Source organism: Armatimonadota bacterium (genome assembly GCA_016789105.1).
Classification (GTDB): Bacteria; Armatimonadota; Fimbriimonadia; order Fimbriimonadales; family Fimbriimonadaceae; genus UphvI-Ar2.
Map to the genome: position 1 here is coordinate 402,835 of JAEURN010000004.1, position 25,195 is coordinate 428,029.

Annotated in this window: 27 protein-coding genes and 1 tRNA gene; 15 read left to right on the forward strand and 13 right to left on the reverse strand. The window is 58.9% G+C overall.

Going from position 1 to position 25,195, the window contains the following annotated elements:
* Nucleotides 1-7: 7 nt before the first annotated feature.
* The 5 genes from JNM28_04895 to JNM28_04915 are packed head-to-tail and all read right to left on the reverse strand — an operon-like array spanning nucleotide 8 to nucleotide 5,315.
* Nucleotides 8-1,378, reverse strand: coding sequence for a hypothetical protein (locus tag JNM28_04895; protein MBL8067765.1), 1,371 nt, complete (start codon nucleotides 1,376-1,378; stop codon nucleotides 8-10).
* A 38-nt stretch (nucleotides 1,379-1,416) separates the two neighbouring features.
* A complete protein-coding gene (locus tag JNM28_04900; GenBank protein ID MBL8067766.1) occupies nucleotides 1,417-2,316 on the reverse strand; it encodes a phytoene/squalene synthase family protein in 900 nt (299 codons plus the stop codon).
* Nucleotides 2,313-2,978: a 1-acyl-sn-glycerol-3-phosphate acyltransferase gene (locus JNM28_04905; GenBank protein ID MBL8067767.1), complete on the reverse strand. Its 666-nt coding sequence runs from the start codon at nucleotides 2,976-2,978 to the stop codon at nucleotides 2,313-2,315. Before JNM28_04905 ends, JNM28_04900 begins: the two co-directional genes overlap by 4 nt.
* A gap of 38 nt (nucleotides 2,979-3,016) precedes the next feature.
* Nucleotides 3,017-4,504, reverse strand: a complete 1,488-nt coding sequence (crtI, locus tag JNM28_04910; GenBank protein MBL8067768.1) for a phytoene desaturase — start codon at nucleotides 4,502-4,504, stop codon at nucleotides 3,017-3,019.
* Entirely contained in the window at nucleotides 4,497-5,315 is an 819-nt protein-coding gene (locus JNM28_04915; protein MBL8067769.1) for a carotenoid biosynthesis protein, read from the reverse strand. The genes crtI and JNM28_04915 overlap by 8 nt, the downstream gene beginning before the upstream one ends.
* Before the next feature lie 63 nt (nucleotides 5,316-5,378).
* Here JNM28_04915 and JNM28_04920 point away from each other — a divergent pair, with 63 nt between their 5' ends.
* Nucleotides 5,379-6,437, forward strand: a complete 1,059-nt coding sequence (locus JNM28_04920) for a glycosyltransferase (protein MBL8067770.1) — start codon at nucleotides 5,379-5,381, stop codon at nucleotides 6,435-6,437.
* On the opposite strand, the gene JNM28_04925 is transcribed toward JNM28_04920, so the two are convergent.
* Nucleotides 6,434-7,471 (reverse strand): FAD-dependent oxidoreductase, encoded by a 1,038-nt coding sequence (locus tag JNM28_04925; protein ID MBL8067771.1) that lies wholly within the window; start codon nucleotides 7,469-7,471, stop codon nucleotides 6,434-6,436. The two genes, JNM28_04920 and JNM28_04925, sit on opposite strands and share 4 nt — an antisense overlap.
* A gap of 426 nt (nucleotides 7,472-7,897) precedes the next feature.
* Here JNM28_04925 and JNM28_04930 point away from each other — a divergent pair, with 426 nt between their 5' ends.
* On the forward strand, nucleotides 7,898-8,326 hold the full coding sequence (locus tag JNM28_04930) for a hypothetical protein (GenBank protein MBL8067772.1): 429 nt from the start codon (nucleotides 7,898-7,900) through the stop codon (nucleotides 8,324-8,326).
* Nucleotides 8,327-8,514: 188 nt separating this feature from the next.
* On the opposite strand, the gene lepB is transcribed toward JNM28_04930, so the two are convergent.
* Genes lepB through trmD form a run of 3 tightly spaced genes read right to left on the reverse strand, consistent with a single transcriptional unit; the run spans nucleotide 8,515 to nucleotide 10,581 of the window.
* Entirely contained in the window at nucleotides 8,515-9,465 is a 951-nt protein-coding gene (lepB, locus tag JNM28_04935) for a signal peptidase I (GenBank protein MBL8067773.1), read from the reverse strand.
* A gap of 6 nt (nucleotides 9,466-9,471) precedes the next feature.
* Entirely contained in the window at nucleotides 9,472-9,822 is a 351-nt protein-coding gene (rplS, locus tag JNM28_04940) for a 50S ribosomal protein L19 (protein ID MBL8067774.1), read from the reverse strand.
* Nucleotides 9,823-9,870: 48 nt separating this feature from the next.
* On the reverse strand, nucleotides 9,871-10,581 hold the full coding sequence (gene trmD, locus JNM28_04945; GenBank protein ID MBL8067775.1) for a tRNA (guanosine(37)-N1)-methyltransferase TrmD: 711 nt from the start codon (nucleotides 10,579-10,581) through the stop codon (nucleotides 9,871-9,873).
* A gap of 40 nt (nucleotides 10,582-10,621) precedes the next feature.
* Between trmD and gcvH the strand changes: the two genes are divergently transcribed.
* Both gcvH and JNM28_04955 read left to right on the forward strand, forming a co-directional pair.
* Nucleotides 10,622-11,002 carry a glycine cleavage system protein GcvH gene (gene gcvH / locus JNM28_04950; GenBank protein MBL8067776.1) on the forward strand — a complete coding sequence of 127 codons (381 nt, stop codon included), beginning with the start codon at nucleotides 10,622-10,624 and terminating at the stop codon, nucleotides 11,000-11,002.
* Between the two features lie 31 nt (nucleotides 11,003-11,033).
* A complete protein-coding gene (locus JNM28_04955) occupies nucleotides 11,034-12,308 on the forward strand; it encodes an MFS transporter (GenBank protein ID MBL8067777.1) in 1,275 nt (424 codons plus the stop codon).
* On the opposite strand, the gene JNM28_04960 is transcribed toward JNM28_04955, so the two are convergent.
* A complete protein-coding gene (locus tag JNM28_04960; GenBank protein MBL8067778.1) occupies nucleotides 12,296-12,814 on the reverse strand; it encodes a hypothetical protein in 519 nt (172 codons plus the stop codon). The two genes, JNM28_04955 and JNM28_04960, sit on opposite strands and share 13 nt — an antisense overlap.
* 180 nt (nucleotides 12,815-12,994) lie before the next feature.
* On the opposite strand from JNM28_04960, the gene JNM28_04965 reads away from it, so the two are divergent.
* From JNM28_04965 to JNM28_04985, 5 genes are all read left to right on the forward strand, one after another.
* On the forward strand, nucleotides 12,995-13,828 hold the full coding sequence (locus JNM28_04965; GenBank protein ID MBL8067779.1) for a hypothetical protein: 834 nt from the start codon (nucleotides 12,995-12,997) through the stop codon (nucleotides 13,826-13,828).
* A gap of 13 nt (nucleotides 13,829-13,841) precedes the next feature.
* The gene (panB, locus tag JNM28_04970; protein MBL8067780.1) at nucleotides 13,842-14,621 is read left to right on the forward strand and encodes a 3-methyl-2-oxobutanoate hydroxymethyltransferase; all 780 of its coding nucleotides are present in this window, start codon (nucleotides 13,842-13,844) and stop codon (nucleotides 14,619-14,621) included.
* Nucleotides 14,618-15,448, forward strand: a complete 831-nt coding sequence (locus tag JNM28_04975; GenBank protein MBL8067781.1) for a pantoate--beta-alanine ligase — start codon at nucleotides 14,618-14,620, stop codon at nucleotides 15,446-15,448. Before panB ends, JNM28_04975 begins: the two co-directional genes overlap by 4 nt.
* Nucleotides 15,449-15,532: 84 nt before the next feature.
* Entirely contained in the window at nucleotides 15,533-15,937 is a 405-nt protein-coding gene (locus JNM28_04980) for a hypothetical protein (protein MBL8067782.1), read from the forward strand.
* Between the two features lie 66 nt (nucleotides 15,938-16,003).
* Nucleotides 16,004-16,078 (forward strand) — tRNA-Thr (locus JNM28_04985).
* Here JNM28_04985 and JNM28_04990 read toward each other — a convergent pair.
* Nucleotides 16,066-17,355 (reverse strand): MFS transporter, encoded by a 1,290-nt coding sequence (locus JNM28_04990; protein MBL8067783.1) that lies wholly within the window; start codon nucleotides 17,353-17,355, stop codon nucleotides 16,066-16,068. The genes JNM28_04985 and JNM28_04990 overlap by 13 nt on opposite strands.
* A gap of 151 nt (nucleotides 17,356-17,506) precedes the next feature.
* Here JNM28_04990 and JNM28_04995 point away from each other — a divergent pair, with 151 nt between their 5' ends.
* Genes JNM28_04995 through JNM28_05005 form a run of 3 tightly spaced genes read left to right on the forward strand, consistent with a single transcriptional unit; the run spans nucleotide 17,507 to nucleotide 19,686 of the window.
* Nucleotides 17,507-18,520 carry a glycosyltransferase family 4 protein gene (locus JNM28_04995; protein MBL8067784.1) on the forward strand — a complete coding sequence of 338 codons (1,014 nt, stop codon included), beginning with the start codon at nucleotides 17,507-17,509 and terminating at the stop codon, nucleotides 18,518-18,520.
* Between the two features lie 47 nt (nucleotides 18,521-18,567).
* Nucleotides 18,568-19,035: a transcription elongation factor GreA gene (gene greA / locus JNM28_05000; GenBank protein ID MBL8067785.1), complete on the forward strand. Its 468-nt coding sequence runs from the start codon at nucleotides 18,568-18,570 to the stop codon at nucleotides 19,033-19,035.
* Nucleotides 19,036-19,686: a hypothetical protein gene (locus JNM28_05005; protein ID MBL8067786.1), complete on the forward strand. Its 651-nt coding sequence runs from the start codon at nucleotides 19,036-19,038 to the stop codon at nucleotides 19,684-19,686. It abuts the gene before it with no gap.
* 243 nt (nucleotides 19,687-19,929) lie between these two features.
* On the opposite strand, the gene JNM28_05010 is transcribed toward JNM28_05005, so the two are convergent.
* The gene (locus JNM28_05010; protein ID MBL8067787.1) at nucleotides 19,930-21,315 is read right to left on the reverse strand and encodes an ascorbate-dependent monooxygenase; all 1,386 of its coding nucleotides are present in this window, start codon (nucleotides 21,313-21,315) and stop codon (nucleotides 19,930-19,932) included.
* 57 nt (nucleotides 21,316-21,372) lie between these two features.
* Here JNM28_05010 and JNM28_05015 point away from each other — a divergent pair, with 57 nt between their 5' ends.
* From JNM28_05015 to JNM28_05025, 3 genes are read left to right on the forward strand one after another with little or no spacing between them, the layout of a single operon-like run.
* Nucleotides 21,373-22,116, forward strand: coding sequence for an SDR family oxidoreductase (locus tag JNM28_05015; GenBank protein ID MBL8067788.1), 744 nt, complete (start codon nucleotides 21,373-21,375; stop codon nucleotides 22,114-22,116).
* Nucleotides 22,116-23,261 (forward strand): insulinase family protein, encoded by a 1,146-nt coding sequence (locus JNM28_05020; GenBank protein ID MBL8067789.1) that lies wholly within the window; start codon nucleotides 22,116-22,118, stop codon nucleotides 23,259-23,261. The genes JNM28_05015 and JNM28_05020 overlap by 1 nt, the downstream gene beginning before the upstream one ends.
* The gene (locus JNM28_05025; GenBank protein ID MBL8067790.1) at nucleotides 23,258-24,472 is read left to right on the forward strand and encodes an insulinase family protein; all 1,215 of its coding nucleotides are present in this window, start codon (nucleotides 23,258-23,260) and stop codon (nucleotides 24,470-24,472) included. Before JNM28_05020 ends, JNM28_05025 begins: the two co-directional genes overlap by 4 nt.
* Here the strand turns inward: JNM28_05025 and kdsB are convergent.
* Nucleotides 24,469-25,194 (reverse strand): 3-deoxy-manno-octulosonate cytidylyltransferase, encoded by a 726-nt coding sequence (gene kdsB, locus JNM28_05030; protein ID MBL8067791.1) that lies wholly within the window; start codon nucleotides 25,192-25,194, stop codon nucleotides 24,469-24,471. The two genes, JNM28_05025 and kdsB, sit on opposite strands and share 4 nt — an antisense overlap.
* Nucleotide 25,195: the final 1 nt, after the last annotated feature.

The following is a 25,195-nucleotide window of genomic DNA, read 5'->3' on the forward strand; positions in this document are numbered from 1 at the left end:
GACTGTTTTATACCCCGGGTTCCGTTTGCGCCTGACTCAGGTCCGGCCCCAGGGGAGGCTTTCTGGCCGAGCGGGCCCAAGTTCCGGCAAGGATGGCAAGTTCCACTCCCGAATACGAGAGCACTCCCAGCGCCCCGACGACCACTCCGGGGAGGCTGGTCTTCAATCCGGCTTGCAACACCAAACCCATGGCGGCCAAACCAACCAAGATTGCGGCCATACGGGCCGACGTGATGTGGTGCGCCGTCAACATCCCCCGGAAAAACGATTGGGCACTCACCAGCAGCGGAAGGGGGGATGTCCAAAGAAAAGCGATGGATGCCTGATTGGCAACTTCAGGTTTTGAATGGTAGGCGGTTTCAAAAATCCAACGGTCGAGCCCGGTGACGTGGGTGGCGAGCATGCCCCCGCTTAACGCCCCGCCAACGGCGAGGCAGAACATGGCGATGGTGCGCTCGTCGCCGGGCCGGTATCGGGCAATGACGGCCTCGGGGAGGGCGAATGTGGCGGTTTCGAATAGCCAGGCAACCGTTCCGGCGACTTGCCAGGCTGCCATCGCGATGATTGGATCGGCCGTTTGGTTCAGCGCCCGGGCCATCAAGAAGGGCGTTGTGAGCATCAGCAACGTGCTTGCCGTGAGTGGGAGGTGGAACCGGAACAGCTTGGCAAGACCCATCGGCGGCTCGCCACGGTCGTCAGGGAGGGCATGGATCACCTTGGCGGAAGCGAAGTGGATATAAAGGGCTTCGGCAAAGACCGCGGCGGCGAAGGCGGCACCAACCACGGACATTCCCGAAAGGGCTTTGCTCAGGTAAAGCCCGCCACCGACCAGGGCCGTTGTCACGACGCGGATGAGGGTGCCGATGGAGATGGGGCGGGTGCTTTCGGCCCGGATCATGATGCCTTGCCGATAGCGGCGCCAACCCACGCAAGCCGCCCAAAGGGGCATCCAGAAAAGTCCGTCCCGCGCTGCATCGGCCACTTCTGGCTTGTTGCCCATCCATTCGACGGCGACGACATGGTAGGCCGGTGTGAAGACGACCAGGGAGTGAACCACAGCCACCCAGAGCATGAGAATGCCCGCAAACTTCGAGATCTGCGCGTAACGGACGCGATCCGTTCCCAGGGTCGTGGCTGTACTCAACAGGTCGATGACAGGGCTTTCTACAAGCATGGCAAGACCCCAGACCACCAACACCCCAGCTTGGAGAACTTCGTTTTCCGGCATCAGCCCGATGAGGCCAACCGCGACCTGGCCTTCCCAGCCCATGAAAAACCAACTTAGGGCAAGGGGCCAATACACTTGCCAAAAGCTTTTCCGCACGGCGCGCCTGGCTTGGCGGAAATCAGCCGCTGGGATTACGGGATCGGCGGCCATCGGTCAACGGTACCGGTTCAAGGCTATCTCCCCGGGGATTATGGCGAGAGGAATGCCGCCGGATCGGCGGCAACGCGCAAGGCAATGCCGATCTTTTCCCACTTGGTCGTCCGGGCTCTGCCGGCAAAGGGGTTGAGCCCTTGTTCCGCTAACTTGTCAAGAATCTTGGAGTAAAGGATTCGGGCCAGGAGTACGGGCTTTTGCCCTTCGGCCGGCAATGTTGCGATTCCTTGGTCGGATAACCGGTAGAGGGTTTTGGCCCGGTCGGTTTGGAACTCCATGAATGCCTTAAAATTACGGTCGAACTCGCGCCGGGCGATTTGTGCGGGGTCGACGTTGAAGGCGGCGAGCTCGTCGAGAGGCATGTAAATCCGCTGCCGGTCGCGCCAATCTTCATCGATGTCCCGCAAGAAGTTGGTGAGTTGCATGGCCTCGCCAAGAGTTTTGGCGGCCTGGTATTGGCTCCCGGAATGGTTGGGCACCATGAGTTGGAGCATCATCACCCCAACGGCGGCGGCAGATCCGCGCATATAGGTTTGGAGTTCGGCGTAATCCCCGTATGTGCTCTTGCGGACATCGGTCTCCATAGCGGAAATGAAGACGGCCGCCTCGCAAGGGCTGACGGTTGTGGAGTTGACCGTGTCCACAAAAGCACGCATGACAGGGTGGTCTGGCCGGATACCTTCAGTGCCTTGTCGGAGCTGCCTTCTCCAGTCGGCCAGGAGTGCCAGCTGCTCATCTTGGCTGGTGCCACCGGGGTTGTCGACCCATTCATCCGGAACCCGGACGAATCCATAGACGGCGTGGGTGTGCCGCCGCAAGGGTTCTGGGAACCGTTGAGTGGCGAAAAAGTAAGTGGTGCCGTGTTTGCGGTGGAGACGTCGGCATTCCGCATGGTCTGCCGGTGTTGCAAACGAGGTTTGGACAACGGCACTCATTTGCGCCATTGAGACCCCCCGGGAGCCCGCCGCACATCCCACCGTTCGTTGACGTCTTTGGTGCCGTCTGCCAAGACCTGGAAGCCTTCACCGTTTCCCGACACGTCCTGCCTGGCGATGTGGCGGTCGAGTTCGGACAAAGTGGCGCACAGGGCTTCGCGGGTCGGATCCCGCGGGTCGCCTTCGGACTGGACCGGAACCCCGACCATCACGAATGCTTCTGGCCTTTCATGGATCCCCATCCGATACCGGATCGCCACGGGGACGACGGCCGCCTGGGGCACATGCTTGGCAACCGTTGCCAGGGATTTGCCCAAGGGCAAAATGCCAGGGCCCGAGTGCAACCGGCCTTCTGCGAACAGGACGAGGCTCGCCTGCTGGGAGTTCATCAACCGGATGGTTGAACGAATCGTCTTGGCACGGGCCGACGCATCGTCGTTTGGGAAGGGCAATCCGCCGATGGCAGCGAAAGCGGGGAACGCGCCGAACTCCTCAATCCAGTCGAGACTGGGCAATCCGAGTGCTTTGACCAAATGGTACATCAGGTAGCCGTCGTGCCATCCGTTGTGGTTGGCGACAAAGATGCAGGGGGCCGCCAAGGGTTGCCGGGGCGGGATCCACAACACATGCCGGAACCTCTGCCGGACCGCCCGTCTGACCATATTTCCCACGGCCCGCCCCAAAATGCCCCGCTCTTGGTTCATGGTGTGGCCCCCATGGCTGGATTGGGCTCCACTCCAGGCGCGATTTGCCCGTCGAGCACCAAGCGTTGTTCCAGCAATTCCGCTGAAATCAACACCATGGGCAACCCGTTTCCCGGTGCGGTTGACGCGCCGACATAGTAGAGGTTCTTTTGAGAACGGCTCCGGTTGCGCGGGCGGAAAAATGCGCTTTGGAACAGGTCGTGGCTAATGCCAAACGCGGCGCCTTGGTCAAGGGCGAGCTCAGAATGCCAGTCCCGCGGGGTGCGTTCTTTGACTTGGCGCACAAGGCCAGGGTCGAACGATGAGATCTCGGCAAGGCGTGCAAATGCCTTTTGCTTCAATGTCTCGGCATCATCGTCCGACCAATCATGGTCGAGGTTCGGAGCTGGGATCAAGATAAACAGGTTAGAGCTCCCCTCCGGTGCGCATTGGGGGTCCGTTTTACAACTGACCGAGCAATAGAACGCCGGGTCATCCGGAAGCTCGAGCCGGGTGAAAAGCGATTCGAAATTCCCGCGGTAATCGGCGCCGAAGACGACGTTGTGGTGAAGCAGCTCGGGGAGTGCCCCGGCATAATCGATATAGAGGCAAAAGGCCGAACAGGAGTTCCTTAGCGGTTTGGGGGCCGCGGCTTTCTCTAATTTCTTCTGGGTTGTGGGCAGATCGGCGTTTGAAACAACGATATCGGCCAGGAACCGCTCGCCGTTGTCCAGGGTTAGCCCATCGGATTCTATGGAGGCAACCGGTGTCCGCAGCCGGATTTCTGCCCCCGCCTGTTGGGCAAGCCGCGCCACGGATTCGGAAACCATTGGCAACCCTCCCCGGGGATACCAAATGCCCTCGCCGTACTCCATGTAGGTCAGCGATCCATAAACCGCGGGGGCATCGTATGGGGAGAGCCCGAGGTACATCGATTGGAAGGTGAAGAGTTGGTGGAGCCTTGGGTCTTGGAACGTCTGCTCCACGCGTTTTGCCAGGTTGCCCAGCATCCCATGCCTCAGGACCCTGGCCACCTGAGCCGGGTGGATGACATCGAAAGGGGAACGGTAGTTGTTGCGGACGAAGTTTGGGATGGCAGCCCGGTAGAGTTCGGCGAGCTCGCCCAGGAAACCTGGGTATTTTTCGGCGTCCTGCCGGTTCATCTGCGACTCGATTTGGGCGACCATCCGGGCAACGTTGGGAGTGCCGTCAAATGGGGGTGCGTTGCGAAAGAACACCCGGTAGCTCGGGTCGCAGAGCGTGAGTTCCAGGTGGTCTTCCAGTCTCTCGCCGAGGTCGGCGTAGAGTTTCCGGAACGGGTCGAGCATCATCAACAAGGTCGGCCCGCCGTCAAACCGGCAGTCCCCGACTTGCTCCCTCCGGTTCCGCCCCCCGACTTGGTCGGTTTGTTCAAAAACCGTGACATGGTGGCCTCTGTAAGCCAACCTTGCGGCAGTTGCCAGCCCACCGAGCCCGGCCCCGATGACCGCTACCCTCTTACCCAACCGGAACCTCCGACTTTTTCCGTTGCAAGAGGCCCTTCATGGCCTGGCTGATCCAAAGGTATGAAAGGACGGCAACCCCGACGAGAGTCATTCGAGAGTTCCCAACATGGGTGTGGGTAGCGGCAACAGCAGACATGACAACAAGGTGCCCGGCCAAAACCAGCGTGCCGGCACCAGATTCGATTTTATTCTTCGCGCCGGCGAGCCGGGCCGTTAGCGGCAGGCAGCCGATTGCCGACACGAAAAACCAACCGACGGCATTTTGCCAAGGGGCAGAAAACCCGTGGGTTGGCCCCCGCCATGTCCAGTATCCGAGCGCATCGACCATGACGGGCTCCATGGCAAAATCGACCGCTGTCGCCAATAATGCAACGGACAAAACCGAAATCAACCAGGCACGGCGGCTGAACGGTTCGGCGGCTCGGCTGGCGGAAAGGCTGGCCGCACCAACCACCATCGTCCAAGCCAGGGGGAGCATCAGCGGGAAAAAGTGGTTGCCGGGCATTGGGAGGACGGGGGCCCAAGCTTCATTATAACGGTAAGTTCCAAAGGGAAAACCAGTATAGAGACCCAGAAGTTCCGAAAGAATCCCGACGGTGAGGACCGCCCCGAGACCTTGGACAGCGTGGACTTTTCCGATCGCGGAGGCTGCGGCCCGGAACACCGCAAAATTCCCGACTAGGATGATCAAGGCGCTCAAAACCGGGGCGATGATCCCCGGTTGGATCCCCGTCACAAACGTGGCGAAGGTACCGGCAGAAGCCGACGCCACGAGCACGAGATAGACCTTTTGATCCGTTGATAACCGCATACTGGACATCAGATGAATACGACTTGGAAGGATACTGCCTCAGCCACCAGCTAGAATTGTCCTATGGAATGGGCGGTATGGGTTCTGACGGCAGTCTGGTTCCTAATCGCATTCATTTCACTATTGAATTTCTTTTTGATCCCTCGGGCAAAGCCGCGCGGTGAAAAGTTCGGCACTGTGCTGATCCCGGCGCGAGACGAGGTCGATAACCTCAAGGCCCTGCTCCCCCAGTTGGTACAGGAGTGCGAATTGGTCGTCGTCTATGACGACGGCTCCACGGATGGGACAGGAGAGGTTGCCCGGGAACTCGGGGCCACGGTGGTGAGGGGGCACACCGATCTGCCTCCGGGGTGGACGGGAAAGAACCATGCTTGCTGGCAATTGGCCAAAGTGGCGGCCGAAATCAGCCCAAGCAGCTGGTGGCTTTTCTTGGATGCGGACACACGGGTGGAGCCGGGATTTGGCGGGGCCTTGCTAGACCTGGCGCAAAAGTTCGGGAAACAATGTCCCGTCGTCACTGCATTCCCCAAGATGCTGTCCGGGAAGTTCCCGGAACCGGCCTACCTGGTTTGGGTCCCATGGATCCTTTTGGGGACGATCCCTTTTGGGCTTATCCAGTCCAGTGGCTTGGGCCATGCGCGGTTCACAAACGGGCAATTTGTCCTTTGGGATCCGGCGCGTTACTTTGAAATCAACCCGCACGAAACCTGCAAGGGGGAAGTTTTGGAAGATATCCAGATTGGCCGGTTGCTTGCCCGGTTGGGAGTCCCGGTGGCCACGGTAGACGCCTCGGCTGTGCTCAGCGTCCGCATGTACCGGGATATCGGCGAAGCCTGGAAGGGGATGTTGAAAAACTCGTTTTGGGTGACGGGCCGAGTTTGGGGGGCATTGGCATTGGGGGTGTTGTTATGGGGCTTGGCCGCCGTGGTGTTCCTGAACCCGTTCGCCGCGATTTTCGGGCTGGTTTCTTTTGCCGCGACACTGCGAGCCACCCGTTTGCCATGGTGGTGCCTGCCCCTGTTCCCGGTGAGCGTGGCGTCCGCTGGAATCACGCAGTGGGCATCAGTTTTTGCCGTGCGAAAGGGTGTGGCCTGGAAGGGCCGTCGATACGGCTTGCGCTAAGGGAGGCAAAAACGCGGGAAATCCTGCGGCAAGAGCTTGCCCTCGGCGAAATCAACGAGCCGCTCGCCCATCCATGGCCCGAATTTGAACCCGTGGCCGGAGCAGGGGGACGCCCAGAACAGGTTGCCACCGATTTGTCCCCACAAGAAATCTTCGGTGGAAGTCCGCGAATAGAGGCAGGCTTGCGGTCCGGTGAGCTCCGGATTTGGGATGGCGAAGCGGCGCTGGGCGAAATCCCGCAGAAGCCACAACTTTTCTTCCGAGACTGGCCGGGCCGGGTCGTCCGGATCGACTTCGTCGCCGGATGAATGAACCCCGAACTTGATCAGTGGCCGGTCAATGCTTTCGGGAGGGAACCCGTAGATCCCGTGCTCCCCGGTTTCTATCCAAACCTTAGTGTGGTGCTTTGGGTTCGGCACTTGCAGATAGGCGAACGTTTGGGCGGTGACGGTCAGCGGGAGGTTAAACATTTTCTTGGCCCAACTCCCGGCCGTGACAATGACGGAATCGAATGATCCGACAAGGGATTCGGGGCGTTCGATCTTGATTGAGTTCCATGCGCCGCCATGATCTAAAATACAAGTTCGGGCATAAGTTCTAAACAAATCGGCATCAACCCAGCCAGCAACGGGGTTGTGGATGGCAATTTCCTCCTCATCCAGGTGCAGAGCCGGGAAGTGGCTTTGCCCGGGCCCGGTTTTGTCGTAGTGGATGTTTTGTTCGATCAGACCCTGTTCCAGGGTTTGGAGGTCGGGGTGGTCAGGGTCGCCAAACGTAAAGATCCCGCACTCGTGGAAGACCTGGACACCGAGCCTTTGGTTCAGCGATTTCCAGAGCGGATATCCCTCGAGCATGATTTTGAGATAGAACGGGTCGGGGTAATCAAGCCGGATGATGCGCGACCGCCCGTGTGAAGACCCCTGGGTGTGCATCGGCTCGAACTGCTCAAAGACGTTGGTTTCGTGCCCGCGCTCCTGGGCGGTCAAAGCAGCGTTCAAGCCCATCACCCCTGCCCCGACCACCGCGATTTTCACGCCATGAATCTACCTAGTCCAGAATGTTGATAACAAATTCGAGGAACCGACAATGGAATCCGGAGAGTTCAGGTAATCCGCAAGCCGGACGCTGACTGCGACGGTTTTACCGTGTACATAAACGGCCTTGAGAACATCGTTTTTGACGTTGCCGTCATCAGTAAACTCTATAGTTGGGTATTGCCCATTCCCCGCCGATTTGGCCGACAAATCGGGATTAAGATAGCGGCCACATTCCCGGTGTAATCTCGTTGGGTATTGATGAGCAGGGCGGGATGAGAGCCACCACGCTGGGCCAGTGACAGACGGCAAATCAAGTTCAAAATTGCAACGATGGGCCACCGAGCGCTAAGACGCCGTTCCATGGCCAAAGTACGGGCACCGGTGGACTTGATCGCCAAGCGCCCGTAGGTAGTCTGCAAACCGATGGATCTCACAAGTCTGCCGGAATGGACGGCAGGGCAGTCTCAAGAGGAAGCCGCCCGGGCGACGGTTGGGTGGTTTCTCAAGGTGCAGCCTGAGATGGAGGGCCCGAAGTCCGGGCCACCCGAACTGTGCCCCAATTGTGTCGAATCCCCGGGCCAACCAAGGTCACCCTATTGCGGCACCTGGTGCAAGGAGGAGTCGGCGTTTGTCCGGCAGTTCCGGGCCGCCGGCAAGTCTGGCGGTTTGGCCGAGCCCGATCGACAGATCGCGCTTGGCCAAAAGCTCTGGCACTTGATTGGGGGCGGCTACCCGTTGCGGGTTTCGCTTGTTTCCCGGTCGGATATGGAGAGGTTTCTCGCAAAATCCGGCGGCTTGTGTGCCTGCTGCGGAAACCCGGCCGCAACATTCGACCACCTAGGTTCGGGGTGAAACCGGCCGATCAACCGTCGTGCAGTTTGCGCGGCCTGTGCCATCACCAAGCCTTTTGGGGATCCGGGCCTCATCGGGTCTCAAATCCGGATCATCAAGGCGTTGGCGTCCCGGGTGGGGGCTCCGCAACCCCTGCGGCTCAGCGACGACCCAGAACTTTGGGATTGGCGGGCGTTTCTCAAATCCCGCTAGTGGAACGGGTTGTCCAGGCGCTTGGCCCGGGCGAGCGGCAACCAAGTGAATTCCGCCCGTCCGACGATCGCCGAACGGTGGATGAGCCCCCAATAGCGACCATCGTTGGATCCGTTCCGGTTGTCGCCGATCATCAAATAGTAGTCCTTGGGGATGCGGACGGCGGGGAGGTCTTTGATCTGCCTGGGGTCGTCCACCCAAGTGATGGGGAAGCGCGACCCGCCCCGCGGCGCCCAGATATCGCCTTCGAAGACGACGGGGATCACTCCGGTCGGGTTGCCGGGGGTTGTCGGGTCGGTTGTTTTGTAAACGTCTGAATCGACGAGCTTGAAGTCTTCTTGTTCGTCGATGTAGGGCTGCCATTCGTCTTTGGGCAGCGGGAGTTCGTTGCCGACCGCAGGATTGCTGATTGTTTTGTAAGGCTCTTCCACCGGCTTTCCGTTGCGGTAGAGCTGCCAATCCTTCATTTCAATGAGGTCTCCCGGCGTCCCCAGACACCGTTTGATGAAGTCGGCATCGGGCTGGTCTTTGGTGCGCGCGTAAACCGGTGGCTTAAAGACGATGATGTCGCCGAATTTGGGGTTGCTGACTCGGTAGATGAACTTGTTGGCGACGATGAAGTCGTTGGTCCGCAACGTGTCCACCATCGATGGCGATGGGATATAGAAGGTCTGGATGCCGAATGGCCTGACCAACATGAACACCACGACGGCGGCATAGATCAGCGCATCGGAAAGGTCGTTGATTGTGCGCAGCGTGGGGTAGATCCCGGTTCGCAAGTGGATCGGCGTATCTTTGAGGTATTTGAAGAGCCCCAGCCGGATGACCGTAAGCGCCACCGCGAAAATGATGATTTGGCTGATCGGGGTCCGGGCGATCTTGTCGACAATGACGACCATCCCGCCCGGTTGGCTTTGTGCCAACAATTGACCGACCAGCAAATCCATGGCAGGCTACCGTTTTTCGGCGATGCGGGCTGCCTTCCCGACTTTGCCCCGGATGTAATAGAGTTTGGCGCGGCGAACTTTTCCGTGGCGCAGCACTTCGAATTTCTCCACGTTGGGGCTGTGCAGCGGCAGGGTCCGTTCGACCCCGACCCCGTTGCTGATTTTGCGGATGGTGACGTTGCGGGCGATGCCGCCGTTCTTCATGGCGATGACGAGCCCTTCAAAGACCTGGATGCGCTCTTTGCCGCCTTCACGGACTTTGACATGGGCGCGGACGGTGTCGCCGGGTTTGATGACGGGCAGTTCGCCCTTGATGTGGGGGGCGGCGACGCTTTCCAGGATGGCCTGTTTGGACATTTGAATCTGTTCTCCGATGTGGGGGTGGGCCGCAAGGCCAGAGAGGGATTATAGCAAATCAAGGTCGGAAGGATGCAGGTCCGCCCGGGCGAATAGGTCCGGCCGCCGCATTTTTGTACGGATGAGCTGTTGTCGGCGGCGCCATTCGGCGATTTTCTTGTGGTCGCCCGAGCGGAGGACTTCGGGGACAGGTTCCCCTCGGAACTCAGCCGGCCGGGTGTAGAGGGGGAATCCGAGCAACCCGTCGTTGGAGTGGGAGTCGTCCTGGTGGCTTTCTGCCGAGCCCAAGACACCAGGCAGCAGCCGAATGACGCTGTCGGCGATGGCAAGGGCAGGGATTTCTCCCCCCGTCAAGACAAAATCCCCGATGCTGAAAACGTGGGTTGCGACCTGAGTGGCGACCCTCTCATCCACCCCTTCGTAATGCCCGCAGATCAAGATGAGGTGGCCGGCTTGCGCCAATTCTTCGGCATGGAATTGCCGGAAAGGCGTTCCGGCGGGGTCGGTGAGGATAACGACAGCACCTGGGCCGGGTTGGCACGATTCGACCGCTGCGGCCACCAATGGGGCCATCAGAACCATGCCCGGCCCGCCGCCATAGGGCGAGTCGTCGACAGTGCGATGGGCATCAGTGGCAAAGTCCCTTGGGTTTTGTGTGCCAAAGGTGACCGCCCCCGAAGCGGCCGCGCGCGCCATGATGCTGTGCCCCACCGCTGGCAGCACCATCTCTGGGAAAAGCGTCACAAAATCGACCTTCATCACCGGGGGAGAGCGTACCGCGTTGGGTAAAACCGCCTTTGTGAACATACCGGGTGATCTGAAATACACGAAATCGCACGAATGGGTGCGCGTCGAAGGCGATGTGGCCGTGATCGGGATCACCGACCATGCCCAAAGCGAGATGGGGGACGTGGTGTTTGTCGACCTGCCAGAAGTCGGTCGCCACCTGAGCGCCGAAGAAGGATTCGGCACCGTAGAAAGCGTGAAAACCGTCAGCGACGTCTATGCGCCGTTCGCTGGGGAAGTGGTTGAAACGAACGGGTCGCTCGGTGCCCAAAGCGAACTTGTCAACTCTGACCCATACGGGGAAGGGTGGCTTGTCAAAGTCAAACTCGACGATGCAAGCGGACTCGATGGCTTGCTTTCGGCAGAAGGTTACGCCGCGAGCCTGAACGACTGACGCGGCGAGCTCGCCGCAAGGAGGATTTTCCTTGGTTTCTTTTGCGGTGCTCCGGCACCGGCCGTTCCGCAACCTGTGGATCGGCCAAACGGTTTCGCAACTTGGCGATTCCCTCTACTGGCTCGTGTTTTTGTACATGGCCGACCACGTGAGCAAAGATCCGCGGATGGTCGGCTTGGTCGGGGCGGCCGGGGCGATCCCGTTTGTCGTGTTCGGCCCTCTTGCCGGAGTCTTGGCAGACCGGGTGGATCGCCGGTTTTTGATGCTGTTTGCCGACTACATGAGTGCAGCCATCACGTTTGGTCTTGCGATGTATGCGCTCAAAGAGCCAAACCCCCCGGTATGGGTTTTGCTCGTGGCGGCGTTCCTTCTTTCCACGGTCAACACAGTGTTTTTCCCCGCCCGCTCGGCATCCGTGCCCCGTTTGGTGCCGCCGGGCGACGTGGTCGCCGCAAACGCTTTGAACGAAGCAACCCGGCAAACGGTGATGATGGTCGGGATGGCCGTATCGGCGGTGGGGCTCGGCGCGCTTTACCTGGCAGCGCCCAACCTCTTCTTTCTGACTTCCGTCGCATTCAATTCAGCAACGTTTTTGGTTTCGGCGTTTTTTGTGTCGCGGTTGCCGAATCTTGCGCCTTTGCGCGGTGAAGTGCCTTCTGGCGAGCCGGGCGGCGTAGCGAAGAGGGTCGTCGCAGACATGCGCGAGGGACTGGCGGCGGTGTCGCAAGACCCCCTGATCCGCCTGGCGCTGCCCGTCAACATGCTGAGTACCCTGGCGGTCTCTGGATTCTTTGTCGTTTATCTGGCATTCAACCGCGCTTGGTATGGCGGCGGCTATCAGACGTTGGCTTGGATCGAACTCGCCTTTGCCGCGCCTATGGTCTTTGCGAGCCTTGCCGTGGGCCGCATGACGATTGCCCGACCTGGCCGGTGGATCATTGCCGGGCACTTGGGACTTGGCGGGGCTGTCGCCGCGATGGCCTTTTGCCGCCCCTATTGGAGCATGCTTATCATCAATGCGGTTTGTGCGTTGTTCCTGCCGCTCATCATCATCCCTTTGCAGAGTTATCTCCAGTTGGCTGTCCCCGATGCGCTCCGAGGCCGGGTCAATTCAACGTGGTCGATGCTCAGCCAAGCTATGAACCCGCTCGGGGTATTGGCGATCGGGCCGTTGCTCACGTGGCTCGGTATTGAAAAATGCCTGATCGCCATGGGGGTGGGGATGGCGTTGGCCGGGATGGTCGGTTTTGCCAGCCGCCGGTTCCTCAATACTGAGATGCCGTCCGCCAGGCCTCAGGCCGCGTAAAGACCGGATCGCCGGCCGACTTGGCGCAAAACAAAGGCAAATTCTTCGAACCCTTCGCTCAAGGTCTCGAACAGTGCCGATTCGCGGTCGTAAGGTGGATGGTCGAACGTACTGACCACGTGGTAGCTTTCCCGGCCTTGGCGGGAATAGTCGCACTGGACGTCATCCAGCACTCCCAGCCGGAACTTGCGCAAGTGATCCGGATAGATGCCCGTCCAAAACAAGATGAAGTCGCCGATGTGCTTGTGCACTTCGCGCTCCCGTTCAAACGAATCCGCACGGAGCCGCACATCGCCTTCCGAGACCATCTCGATAACGGAAGTCACGGGTTGCCCTGATGAATCGCGGATGGAATAGAGTCGGTCAGTTCGGATGAAATCGAGGAGGAGGCTGGCAAGGTACTCCTCGGCAAAGGTGGGCACGGATCCGATGTGGAGGCCGACCTGCTCATGGACGAGGTCGGCCATCATCAGCGCGAGCGGATGGTTGGGGCTGACATTGGCCATTTCGTTTTCCTTCTAAGGGATTGGACGATTTTTGCCCGCGAATGTTGCAGGTTTGTTAGTCCGATGCCAACCATATTCCACAGTCGTTTGTCGATTTCAAGAGAATCCTGGAACTGTTGCCAGGGTGGTGAATCTGGGCAACCTCTCACTGTTTCTGGCGTCTAATCCGATAGGAGACCCATGCAACCACAACCCGTTGACCCTTATGCCGCCCAGTCCAAGCGGTCGATGCTGGGCCTGGGGATCGGCATCGGGGTTTTGGCCACGTTGCTCCTGATCGGCGGGGGGATGGCGGCCCTCGGGTTGCTTGGGCCGCAGTCCAAGGTTTTGCCGCAAGTGGCTGGCAACCAATCGGTGTTGCCCTCGGTTCCGGGCGACCCTAGCCCCGCGTTGCCTTTGGAAGCCATCAAGAACGAGCCGGCGCTCCCCAAGCCGCAAGAAGCGATCCGCATGCCGGACGATGTTTACAATTGGTTGGAGCACCTCCGGAAAACCGAGAACATGCGCAAATCCATGGCCGGCGACCAGATTGGCGAGCTGACGGTGATGATGACCAAGATGAAGACGAGCAGCATTACGGACGCGATGAAAGGGCTATTTTCTCCCGACGAATCCCCAATCCCGATCGATGAGAAGCAGCCCGACAAAGACTCTTTGGTTGTCGATGCGGGCAAAAAGAGGGAACAGTGGAAGCAATTGAACGATTTCTTTTTGAGTTACCCACCGCCAGACGAATGCAAGCCGATCCAGGCTAGTTATGCCCAGGCGCTTGGCGAAACCGGGGCGATGATCGTCGAGATTTTGGAAGCCGTCGACATGGCCAGCGAATCGCCAGACAAAGCCATTGCCGCCCTGACCAAAATGCAAGGCACTTCCGGCGGCCGGATCGACCAGTTGGCAAAACAGACCGACGACCAAGTGAACGACATTTGCAACAAATACCAAACCCGCAAGTGGTTTGGAATCCAGGGAGACGTCGGCGGCGGGTTCCTGAGCCAACTCGGCGGCTTCTGATAACATCAGGCGGATGTCCGTAAAGCGCACCGCCCCGAGCATCCGAGCGATGAAGGGCCAAACCCGCATCGTTTGCCTCACTGCCTACGACGTGATGTCAGCGGAGATTGCCGATGGCGCAGGGGTTGACCTCATCCTTGTCGGCGATTCGCTCGGCAACGTCATCCAAGGGCACCCCACGACGATCCCCGTCAGTTTGGAAGACATGGGTTATCACGTGCGGGCGGTCCGGAGGGGCGCTGAGAATGCACTGCTGGTTGCCGACCTGCCGTTTGGCAGTTACCAGTCGTCGGTTGCCCAAGCAGTCGATTCTGCGGTGTACTTGATGAAGCAAGGGGCCGAAGGCGTGAAATTGGAAGGGGACTACCCGGAAGCCATCAAGGCCATTTCCAAAGCAGGCATCCCAGTGATGGGCCACGTTGGTTTCACCCCCCAAAGTGTCCACGGCTTTGGCGGATTCCGCGTGCAGGGCCGTGAGGATGGGGAAGCGATCGTCGACACCGCCCAGCGGCTGGATGCAGCGGGCGCGTTCGGGATTGTTTTGGAACTCATGCCGGCTGCGCTCTCTGCTCAAATCACCCAATCGGTTTCTTGCCCAACGGTGGGTATCGGGGCTGGGCCGCACTGTGACGGGGAGATCCAGGTGTGGCACGACGTGCTTGGTCTCGGCGAAAAAGTTTTCAAACATTCAAAAAGATATGTGGACGCAAGATCACTATTCTTGGAAGGTCTCAGTGTCTATTGTCTGGAAGTCAGGGAGAATCGGTTCCCCGGGCCGGAGAACAGTTTTTGAAAGTCTTGCGGACAATCGCCGAATTCCGCGCTTACCGGTCGTCAGTGGGCGAAGTAGGATTTGTCCCAACCATGGGGGCCCTGCATGCTGGCCACCATGCGTTGATGGTGGCGGCTTCTTCTGAGAACGAAGTCGGTGTGGGGAGCATTTTTGTGAATCCCTTGCAGTTTGGCCCGAATGAAGATTTGGAAAAATATCCTCGGAACGAGGCGGCAGACCTCGATGTGGCGGAATCGGCCGGGATCGCAGCGATGTTTTGCCCAGATCCCGCAGAAATGGTGCATGGTTTATCTACTAAGGTCACGGTATCTGGTGTTTCAGACCAATATGAGGGCCAACTGCGACCCGGCCATTTCGATGGCGTGGCGACCATTGTTGCGCGTTTGTTTGGCATCGTCTTGCCGACAAGGGCCTATTTCGGGCTCAAAGATCTCCAACAATGTGCTGTAGTCCGGACGATGGTTCGCGACCTATGCCTGCCGGTGGACATAAGGCTTTTGGAAACAGTCCGCGAACCAAGTGGCTTAGCCTTGAGTAGCCGCAACGCGTATTTTTCACCGGAAGACCGAGAGGCAGCCGCTCAGTTGCCAATGGTTTTGAAAAATGTTGCCGGGGCAATCAGCGAGGAAGGAGGCGATATTGCCGAATCCATATCGACTGGTATGGCCGAGCTGGCAACATTAGGCTTCTCAGTTGACTATCTGGAACTTGTAGATCCATTGACGATGGTACCGACTCGGAAAATTGGCGAGGATTCCAGGCTCATAGTTGCCGCTCGTTTCAAAGGAGTCAGATTGATCGATAACATTGCGATTTATCAAAAATAGGTCAAATAACCCTTGTAATTCAATAAATGCTCGGGCATAATCTGCCGTTGGAATTGTGGCCCCCGTGCACAAGGAACTTATTCAATGGCAAAGTCGCTCGAGCAAATCAAAGCCTCACTGAAACTTAAAACCGCACCCAAAGAAGGTGCCTTGACACTGCGGGTCGGCAAACGCAAAGTTGTCCTCCCGTTCGAAGTGAGGTTGCTCGAATGTGACAACTATCTCTTCGTCCACATCCCGCCGGCCGCCGAAATCTTGCGGAGCGGCGATGAGAGTTTTGCGGTTGTCGAAGATGTCAAAGCCGCCGAAGCTGCGGCCAACGAATTCAAGAAGTCCCGTCGGCGTCGGCGCGTCGGCAGCCGGACGACGGCCGATGTCCCCGCGGAATTGAAAGAAGCTTTGAGCAAGGTTCCGGCCGGGTTCAAACTGGTCTATGGCCCCGATGGCTCCCCGCGGCTTGCCAAATCGCGGGCCCGCCGCAAAAAGTAGGTTTTGTACCAACGGCCCGGCCCGCCCAGCCTCCGGATGGGCGGGTCGGGTACTTTTCCGGATCGTGCCCGATTAGCTCAGCGGTAGAGCAACCGCCTTGTAAGCGGTAGGTCGTCAGTTCAAGTCTGTCATCGGGCTCCACCACCCTCGCGCTCTACTGGTTCGGAAACTACGACTGGTTCAATGAGTTTTTTGCGGTTGGCAAAGGCCAAAACCGCGCCGGCGGCGACACAGGCTCCGCCAATCCCCAATGCCACCGGAAGGCCGAACGCGTCGGCAATCCAGCCCATCCAAAGGTTCCCGAGCGGTGCGAGTCCGGCGATGGCCCATAGGTGCATGCTCAACACCCGACCCCTCAACTGGCCGGGAGAGATCAGCTGGAACAGCGTGTTGGTCGTGTTGAACATGGAGATGGAACAAGCACCCAAGATTGCGAAGAGGGGAAGGGCCAAAGCAAAGTTCCGGGTGACGCAAAGTGCGGCCAAAGCCACGGCAAAAGTGGACATGGCATATCGGACGATGCGCGTCTTGATCGGCCGGACGCTCAGGGTTGCAATGGTGATCAATCCGGTGAGCGCCCCGAGGCCATTGGCCGTGTAACAGACGCCAAGCCCGGCTTCATCAAGGTGGAAAAAGTCTTTTGCAATTGCCGGCATCTGAAAAAAGTAGGGCATCCCGAATAGGCTGAGGGCCCCTTCCATCAAAAAAAGCATCCGCAGAGAAGGGTTTCGCATGGTGAAAAGCATCCCTTCAAAGATAAGGTCTTTGATCGGCTGGGGTCTCCGTTCAGATTTCTCGGTTTTGGTCTTGATGGCCATCGCCGCGAAGGTCATGGCAAGGAAGCTGATGCTGTTAGCCCAAAAGCAGGTTGCAAACCCAAAGGCGCTGGTCAGGATTCCGCCGATGGCTGGCCCGATCGACTTAGCGATATTGAAGGTCATGGCTTGGAGCGGCACGGCCTGGGCCAGGTCTTGGTCTCCAACGACTTCGCGCACGATGGTTTGGCGGGACGTCGGTTCCACGGTTTGGACAAAGCCCCCGATGAGCGCGACGGCATAGATTTGCATGATCGTGAGGGTGTGAGTCGACGCCCCATAGGCGTTGTAGGCGGTAGCCAGGAACAACGCAATGCTTGTGAGGATGATGATCTTGCGACGGTCGAACAGGTCGACTACTGCGCCCATGACCGGGGAGAGGATGGTCACGGGGAGCATGCCGAACACGGCCACCAGAGCTAAGGCGGTCTTGCGGCCGGTCACTTCATAAACGTAGGCGCCCTGGGCGACCATTTGGATTTGCGACCCGGTGAAGGAGATTAGGGCACCGAACCACAACAACCGAAAATCCGCGTGGCGGAAAACGCGAAATGCGGGCCAGGATCGGAGGAGTTCCAATGCCTTCTCCAACCGGACTGCCATGCGCGAAGCTTAACCATAATCCGGCCTGAGGGATGGGTAGCCTGGCCGGTATACTGGCACTCTCGGGCAGGCGGTTTTGGTGCAGGCGCTCAAGATACTGCAAGTCATATCCAGCTCAGCCACTTCGGGGGCTGAAAAGCATTCGCTCGCGTTGGCGCGCCGTTTGCAGTCTCAAGGGCACAGGGTGGACTTCGCTTCGCCTCCTATCCCTTGGGTTGTGGAGGAACTCGGCGGCACCGGGGTCACGGTTCACCAGTTCGATATGAAAGGGGGATGGGGGATCCCCGCCCTCCGCCAATTGAGCCGGTTGGCCAGGGAACGCCAGTACGATTTGGTTCACGCCCACTTGAGCCGTGCGGCTTACCTTAGCCTGGTGGCGACCGCCCTCCACGGCATCCCGCTGGTTTGCAGTGTCCACGTCAAGACGCATTATTTGGTTTACCGGCTTGCCGCCCGCAAATCGAACCGCGTGATTGCGGTGAGCAACTACATCCAAGGGCTCTTGGAAGGCTCGCATGTCCCGGCCGAGTTCATCGATGTCGTCCACAACGGCACCGATTTCCACGACATGCAATACGAGGCAGAGCGTGACGTCAAAACAGAATTCAACCTGCCTGCAAATCGGCGGTTAATCGGCTTGGTTGGGCGGGTCGCCGAAGAAAAAGGGCATCTGATCGCGGTCAACGCCCTGCCATCCCTTTTGGAGGAGCACCCCGATGCCCATATCCTGTTCGTCGGCCGGAACGAGGGTGAGTTCGCCGACTTCCTTGCCAAATTGGTGGAAAAAAGGGACTTGAGCGGGCGGGTCACCTTTACGGGCAACCGTGGTGATGTTGCCCGCCTGCTGGATGCGATGGAATTTTCCATCCTCCCCAGTTCGGCAGAAGCCTGTCCATTGGCGGTGCTGGAGAGCATGGCCCGAAAGCGCCCGGTCGTCGGGGCCAGGATCGGCGGCGTGGATGAACTTGTTATCCATAAAGAAACCGGGCTCTTGGCCGAACAAACTCCAGAGGACTTCCGGTCTGGGATGAGCTATATGCTTTCCAATGACGACGACCGGCTTCGGATGGGATCCAATGCGCTCCAGTTGATCCACGACCGATTCACCTTCGACCAGATGATGGAACGTCTTGAGGCGGTCTATTCCCGGGCTGTCCGCACCTGACCTTTGAAGCCGGTTGACACTGTTTGCAGTAGAATAAGCGGTTCGTTATGTCCAACGACACGATGCTTTCTCAAGAAGGGTACGACAAGCTGAAGAAGGAGCTCGAATTCCTGAAAGGGCCGGAACGCGCCCGGATTGCCGAAAACATTCGGGAGGCCAAGTCCCATGGTGACCTCAGGGAAAACGCCATGTATCACGAAGCGAAGTTGAACCAAAGCCGCCTGGAAGCAAGGATCGCTGAGTTGGACAGGGTGATCCTCAATGCCAAGATCGTCTCAGTGGAAAAGCGCGAGGGAGTGGCCCACCTTGGATCCAAAGTCGTTTTGGAAGACCTGGAATGGGGCGACAAGATGACAATTGAATTGGTGGGGGCCTTTGAAGCCGACCCAGCCAACGACTTGATTTCGATAGCATCGCCCATGGGCGCGGCCTGCGTTGAAAAGGGGGTTGGGGAGACAATCGAAGTCGAAACCCCTGGTGGCACCCAAAAGTACAAGATTTTGAGCGTGGATTGAATGGATCGCCGACTCGGATGGGCCTTGGTTGCGGCATGCGCCGCATTGGCGGGTTGCGATGTCTCCGGCTTGGCGATCAACGGGAAAGGTGGATCCCCGCAGTTGGAGCTTGATGAGGTTCAAATCGGGCGGGACGCTTTGACGAGCGACCTTTCGTTGATGAGCAAGGATAGCCAAATCAGGCTCGGCCAAAAATTGAACACGGCGCTCGTTGGCGGGTTCCGCCGGCCTTCAAAGGGGGTTGCTCTCAAAGAACTGCCCCCGGGCGTGAGTTCCGAATTCACCGGGCTTGGCTGGGAAACCCCGGAGCGGACGGTCAGCCTGGTTGGCAAGGAAGACGACATCATCCTGGCCCTGGACATGCTCAATCGGTCGACAAAAGATGAGGTTGGGCAAATGGTAAGCCGCTACCGGCTGTTCAACGGTGCGCCCCATGCCGAAGTGTCTTCGGCAAACGCCGACTATTGGTTCTGGCAAGATGGTCCCGTGAGGTTGATGGTTTGTTCGGTGAAGGTGGCCCCTGGTTATTATCGGGTGACCACGGTTCTGGGACTGGGTGAGGTGATGGATCGCCTGCGCATGGATGAAGGATCGGCCCAGCGGGATGTTGCGGCAGCCACCCAGATTTCCAATGAGTCCGATTCCAAATGATTGCAACTTCACGCTTTGTTGGGGCGTCAACAAATATGTCGCTCCGGCGGCAAATTCACAAACAAAAGGAGGTGGTGCCCAGCAATGGATTACCATAGTCAAAACCTCCTCAGAGTTCCCGGGTTTTAGCGGACCAGGCAGAACGTGTCAGGTTTCGTCATGAACTTGGCTCTGAGGTTGAAAAAAAACGCCCCGGCCACTTCCTGGCCGGGGTTCGTTCTTGGTGCGGATGTCGGGGATCCTTCAATTTTTGGGGATCACGGAATACGCGGTGACGAGGAGCATCATTTCGTCTGTGGTCTGCTCACCCCAAGTGACGGTTTTGGGCGGGTCGTTGGGTTGGAATCGGTTGTTTGTCGAATTGTCATACTCGGATTCGAGGATGAGCCTGGTGCCACCCGGGAGGTCGATGGGCTTGATTGGCGTGTAGACCAACTGCCAATTAAAATCCCAGTCCCGCACGTCAATCAGCACTTTCTTTGTGCCATCAGGGAGTTCGGCCGTCGCTTTCATGGTTTTTCCGAGCAGGTGCATGTGCGGCATCAAGTTATAGATGCGGTAATCGACCGGATTGCCGTTGGCTGCGCCGCGCGGCAACATCACATCCACTAACTGCCGTCCTCGGATCTTTTCCGGCAACGGAAATGTGTATGTGAACTTCTGGCTCGATTTGCCGGCCTCGATGCGAATGAACGGATTGGCCAAGAAGGCGAGTTTCACTTCGTGTTCCGGCTTTTGTTTGTTGAAGTAGAGGGCGACCTTTGATTGGTCGCTTTCCGCCTTGCCTGACTTGTTGTAGTGGACTTGGAGGATCAAATCGGTGCCTGGTTCAAGCAAGAACCCGGCGTTAGCGGGGAGCAACCGACCGTGGGCACCGGGGGCCCATCCCCCCAATGACCCGTCCGGGAGAAAGCCGATCCCGCCGCCAGAACTGAGGTAGCCCAGCTTCCCATCCCCTTCGGGCCCCTTGGCCAATTTGCGGCCCTGGCCCTTCTTGTCCAAGTAAACCAGCACATGGTGGACGATGTTTTTGTTGCCAGGTTCGACATCGATCCCGCTGATCCAGGTCGGTTCGGTGATTTCGGGTTTGACGACGAAGTTCCAATATTCGTCATGGCCCTCGGCCTCGAGGTTGAGGGCATAAGGCATTTGGATGACCATATCGGGCTTGCCGTTCACCCAGCCGTCGGTGAACTTTGGCGGTTTCGGTTCCTTGGCGGCATCGCCTCTCGGGGCGCCTGCTTCGGCCCATGCGGCGAGGGTGGCGATTTGATCGTCGCTCAAGTGGGCGTCATCATGGAATTCCACGTCGCCGGGTTGGGCTTTCCACGGCGGCATGATTCTCTTGCCTGTAGCCAAAGCCACCATGTCGCTATAGCGCTTGGCGTTGGCATAGCCTTCCAGGCTGAAAGGCGCGTTTTGGCCTTCGCGGTGGCACCGGACGCAGCTTGTGTTCAGGATTTCTGCCACATCTTCGGCATAAGTCACGGCTTTCATCGAGCCGGGCTTGGCTTTGGGCGCCTCCGGCTTCGGCTGAGAATGTGGCGACCTTGGAGCGAAAACCAAAGCCAGGGCCAGGATAGAGAAGGAGGGGACCAAGACAATCGGGAGCGCGACCGGGGTTTTCATGGGATCCAGAGCCTAGTTTAGAGTCTAAACGGGCCGTGATGTGTCAGAGTTTGGTTTATGTCTAAAAAGCGGGTCCTTGTGACGGGTTCCAGCCGCGGGATCGGCCGGGCCATCGCCTTGCGCCTGGCGACCGATGGCTGGGATGTCGCCGTCCACTTCCATGAGCGTGCCGATGCCGCCGAACAGGTCATCAAACTGTTGGGCGAGCGGGCGGCCGGAGTTTATGAAGCCAACTTGGGCGATGTCCGGTTGGCAAAGAAACTTGTTAGCCGGGTTTTGAAAGATGGGCCCCTCCATGCGGTCGTCAACAATGCCGGTGTCTACCTGACCATGGATTTTGCCGGGAGCCCCGACGCCTCGTTTGAAGCGGCGTTCAACCGCTGCATGACTGTGAACTTTGAAAGTGCCGCCTGGATCATCCGGGAAGCCACCCAGCACTTCATTCAAAACAATGGGGGCACGGTTGTCAACGTTTGCAGCCGGGTTGGGCACCGGGGCGAACCGGGTGCCGCCTTCTATTCGGCCAGCAAGGCGGCACTGCTCAACCTGACCAAAGCTTTGGCGGTGGAACAGGCTCCGCACAACATCCGGCACTTTGCCATTGCCCCGGGTTGGGTGGATACGGCGATGGCCCGGGACGGAATGGGTGAACGGTTACCCGAGATTTTGGCGTCCATTCCATTGGGGAGGATGGCCACTCCGGAAGATTGCGCGGCGGCGGTCTCGTTCTTGGTCAAAGATGAAGCTGCCTACATGAGTGGGAACGTGATCGACATCAACGGGGCGAGCTACTTACGCTGATGTTGGCAACACTGTGCGGCCTGATCGCTTTGAGCCAGGAAGGCGACATCGTCCAAAAGGAGTTGCCCAATGGCGCCAAGTACCGGATTGAGCGCATGTCCGATTCGGGCCAAGTAATGGCGGCCCTCTATGTGGATGAGTCCAACCTTCCGCAAGATGGCGGCACCTCCGGGACGCGGCACTTGTTGGAACACCTGATCGCCAAGGGCGGTGACCGGCAGTTGGATCGCCGGCTGGAATCTGTCGGGCTGAGCCTGACCGCCTTTACCGAGCGGGACGGGACGGCATTCGTGATCATGGGTCCATCCAGTCAGGCAGTTGCCGCGGTGCAAAGCCTTGCCGACCTGTTGGAACCGTTGGACGTGCCGGAGGCGGAATTGGCGAACGAAGTCAAGATTATCGACCAAGAAGGCGTTTTCCGCGACCGGTTCAGTCGGTTTTTGGATGCGGCTTGGCTCAAACTCTTTGACCCGCCGGTAGAAAGCATCCATGGCAACATCGGGGCCCTGGCCCAGTTGACGCCAGCAGACCTCAAAGGCGCAGCAGAAGCCTATCGCGCCGCCGGTGGATTGAGCGTTTTTGTCCGGGGAGAGGTCGAACCGGGGCCCGTATCGTTGAGGTTGCAAGAAATCCTTGGCGCGGCAAGCCCGGGCAAGTCCCGGTATCAAACTAGGAATGTCTTGGAATCCATCGGGATGAAAGAGACAGTCAAGGCCAAGGGGGCCGCGCGGGCCGTTGTTGCCGCTGGCCTAGATCGCCCGATGACCCTGGCTCGCATTGGCGTTGCCCTGGCCATGCAGGGGCTAGAACCAGGGTTTTCGACCGTGTATGAACCAAGTTTCAACCGGGGAGCCCTGTTGCTTTTCTCGGAAGACACCCGGTCATTCGAAAGCCTTGGCAAATATGGGGTCGGGGATGTCCCCCGGCTCGCGCCCTTCGTCCGATTGCAAGCGGTAAGGTTCGTCAGCGGCCTTCTTACCGAGGGTCCGGCTTACGGAGCTTTGCGGGCCAAACAAGTCCGGCAAGCCCCTGCCTTCAAAATCGAATCGTTACGCTCGACGGCTGTCGGCTTAACGGATCAAGAAATCTGGAGTGCCCTGCAAGATTGGCAAGGCGGGGCGCTGCATATTGGGGGGACGCAATGATCGCCGCGTTGATCGGGGCGGCGCTGGTTCAGACTCAGGTCAAATTCAGCGTTCTCGAGTTACCGGATCCTCAAATGGACCACGTGGCGATCCATGCCTATCTGTGGCGGGACGGAGCCTATGCGAAGGAAGATGCGGCTTGGCGGGTCATGGCCGCTTCCATCGGCCAAAACTCCAAAACTTATTCAACCAGCGATGTCGAGTTTTTTGGCAGCATGGCAGGCATCCGTCCGCGGGTTTGCGCCGCTCCCGGGTTCATCCGGGTTGAAATTGTTTCTCCCCCGGCAAAATGGCGCGACTCGTTGGCGCTTGCTGCTAGTCTCATCGCGGAACCCAATTGGCGCGCCAACCGTTGGGAAGAAATGCAGGAGATGCTGGCCAAGGCCCCGGCCGATCTTTGGCGTGACCTTGTTTGGCCGCCCGGGGATTTTTCGCAGAAGGTGGATGGCGAAGCCCTTGCGAATTGCCATGCCCGGAACCTGGATCTCAATGGCGTGCGGGTCGTGGTCTCCGGTCCGGTGGAAGTCGGCCAAGCCCGCGATGTGCTCGCCAAGGCGGCAGCGGGGTGGCCGCTGCCGGATTACCGCAAAATCAGCCGCTATTCTGAGGAAGTCAAGCCCCCAGACCGTCAGGCGACCGGCGCAACCAGCTACGAACTCACCGGAGCCCCGATCCGCGTAGGCGAAAAGGGTGCCGCCGCCGAATTCCTGGCTTCGGTTGCGCTTGGTATCGGCAAGGGGTCGGCCGTTTGGGAACAACTCCGAGAACGGGATGCCCTGGCCTATCGGGTCGAAGGATTTTTGTGGCCGACCCGCCAGGGGTTCGTCCCGCGTTTGGTGATGATCCGCCGGGCCGAGCCGAACGAATTGATCCATGCCGGCACGATGGTCAACGGCCTCAAGGAATCGGTCAAAGGGTTTGCGCTTCCCGAACTTGCCCGGGCCAAGGTCATGGCAAGGCAAATCCTGCTCCGGCCCAATGCGTTTGCTTCGGTTTATCTGGATTCGGACTCCACATTGTTTGGCGACCGCGACGACGACACCCGCTGGCGCGGTTTGTTGAATGGCATGGATCTCCCTTCCGTCCCCCTTGCGCGCTGGGCCGATGCGCTTGACCAAGTCAGTGAAGAGGAATTCCGGGCGGCCGCTGTCAAAATGCTGGAGACGGCCCAAATCCACGTCACCCGGGGGATTCCGGGGATATCGGACTAACGCCGCTCGGCAAGCAGACGCCGGACGGCTTCTGCTTGCTCCGGCGTGTCCACAGCCAAAGCCGACCCTTTGCCCTCGGCCATCCGGACCCGCACGCCATGTTCCAAAAAGCGGAGTTGTTCGAGCGACTCGGCGATTTCCAAAGGGGTTTGCGGCCAGCTTGCAAAAGATTCGACCAAGCTGTGCCGGTAGGCATAGAGGCCAATGTGCTTTTTGACGGGGGTTGTCCTTTCGTTCCGGGGATACGGGATGGAATGGCGTGAGAAATAGAGGGCGTCGCCCGCAAGGTCGGTGACCACCTTGACAACGGCCGGGTTTTCAACCTCATGGTCTGGGCAGTCCGCCATTAGCGAAGACATCTGGACGGCGGGGTCATCGAAGAGCGGTCGGGCGCAGGCGGCGAGGTCGCCGGGATCGATGAGCGGCTCATCTCCTTGGACATTGAGGTAGAAATCGTGGGGCATCGACCGGGCGACTTCGGCGATCCGGTCAGTCCCGCTGGGGTGGTCGGGCGAGGTTAGGATGGCAGGTGCCCCAAATTGGCCAGCAGCGTGTACGATTTCTTGGTCCGGAGTGGCAATGACGACGTTGTTGGAAACCCCGGATGCAACGGCGGCTTCATAAACCCATTGGACCATCGGCTTGCCCAAGAGGTCGCAGAGGGGTTTTCCCGGGAACCGGGAAGACCCCATGCGGCTTGGGATGACGACGAGGCAGGTCATC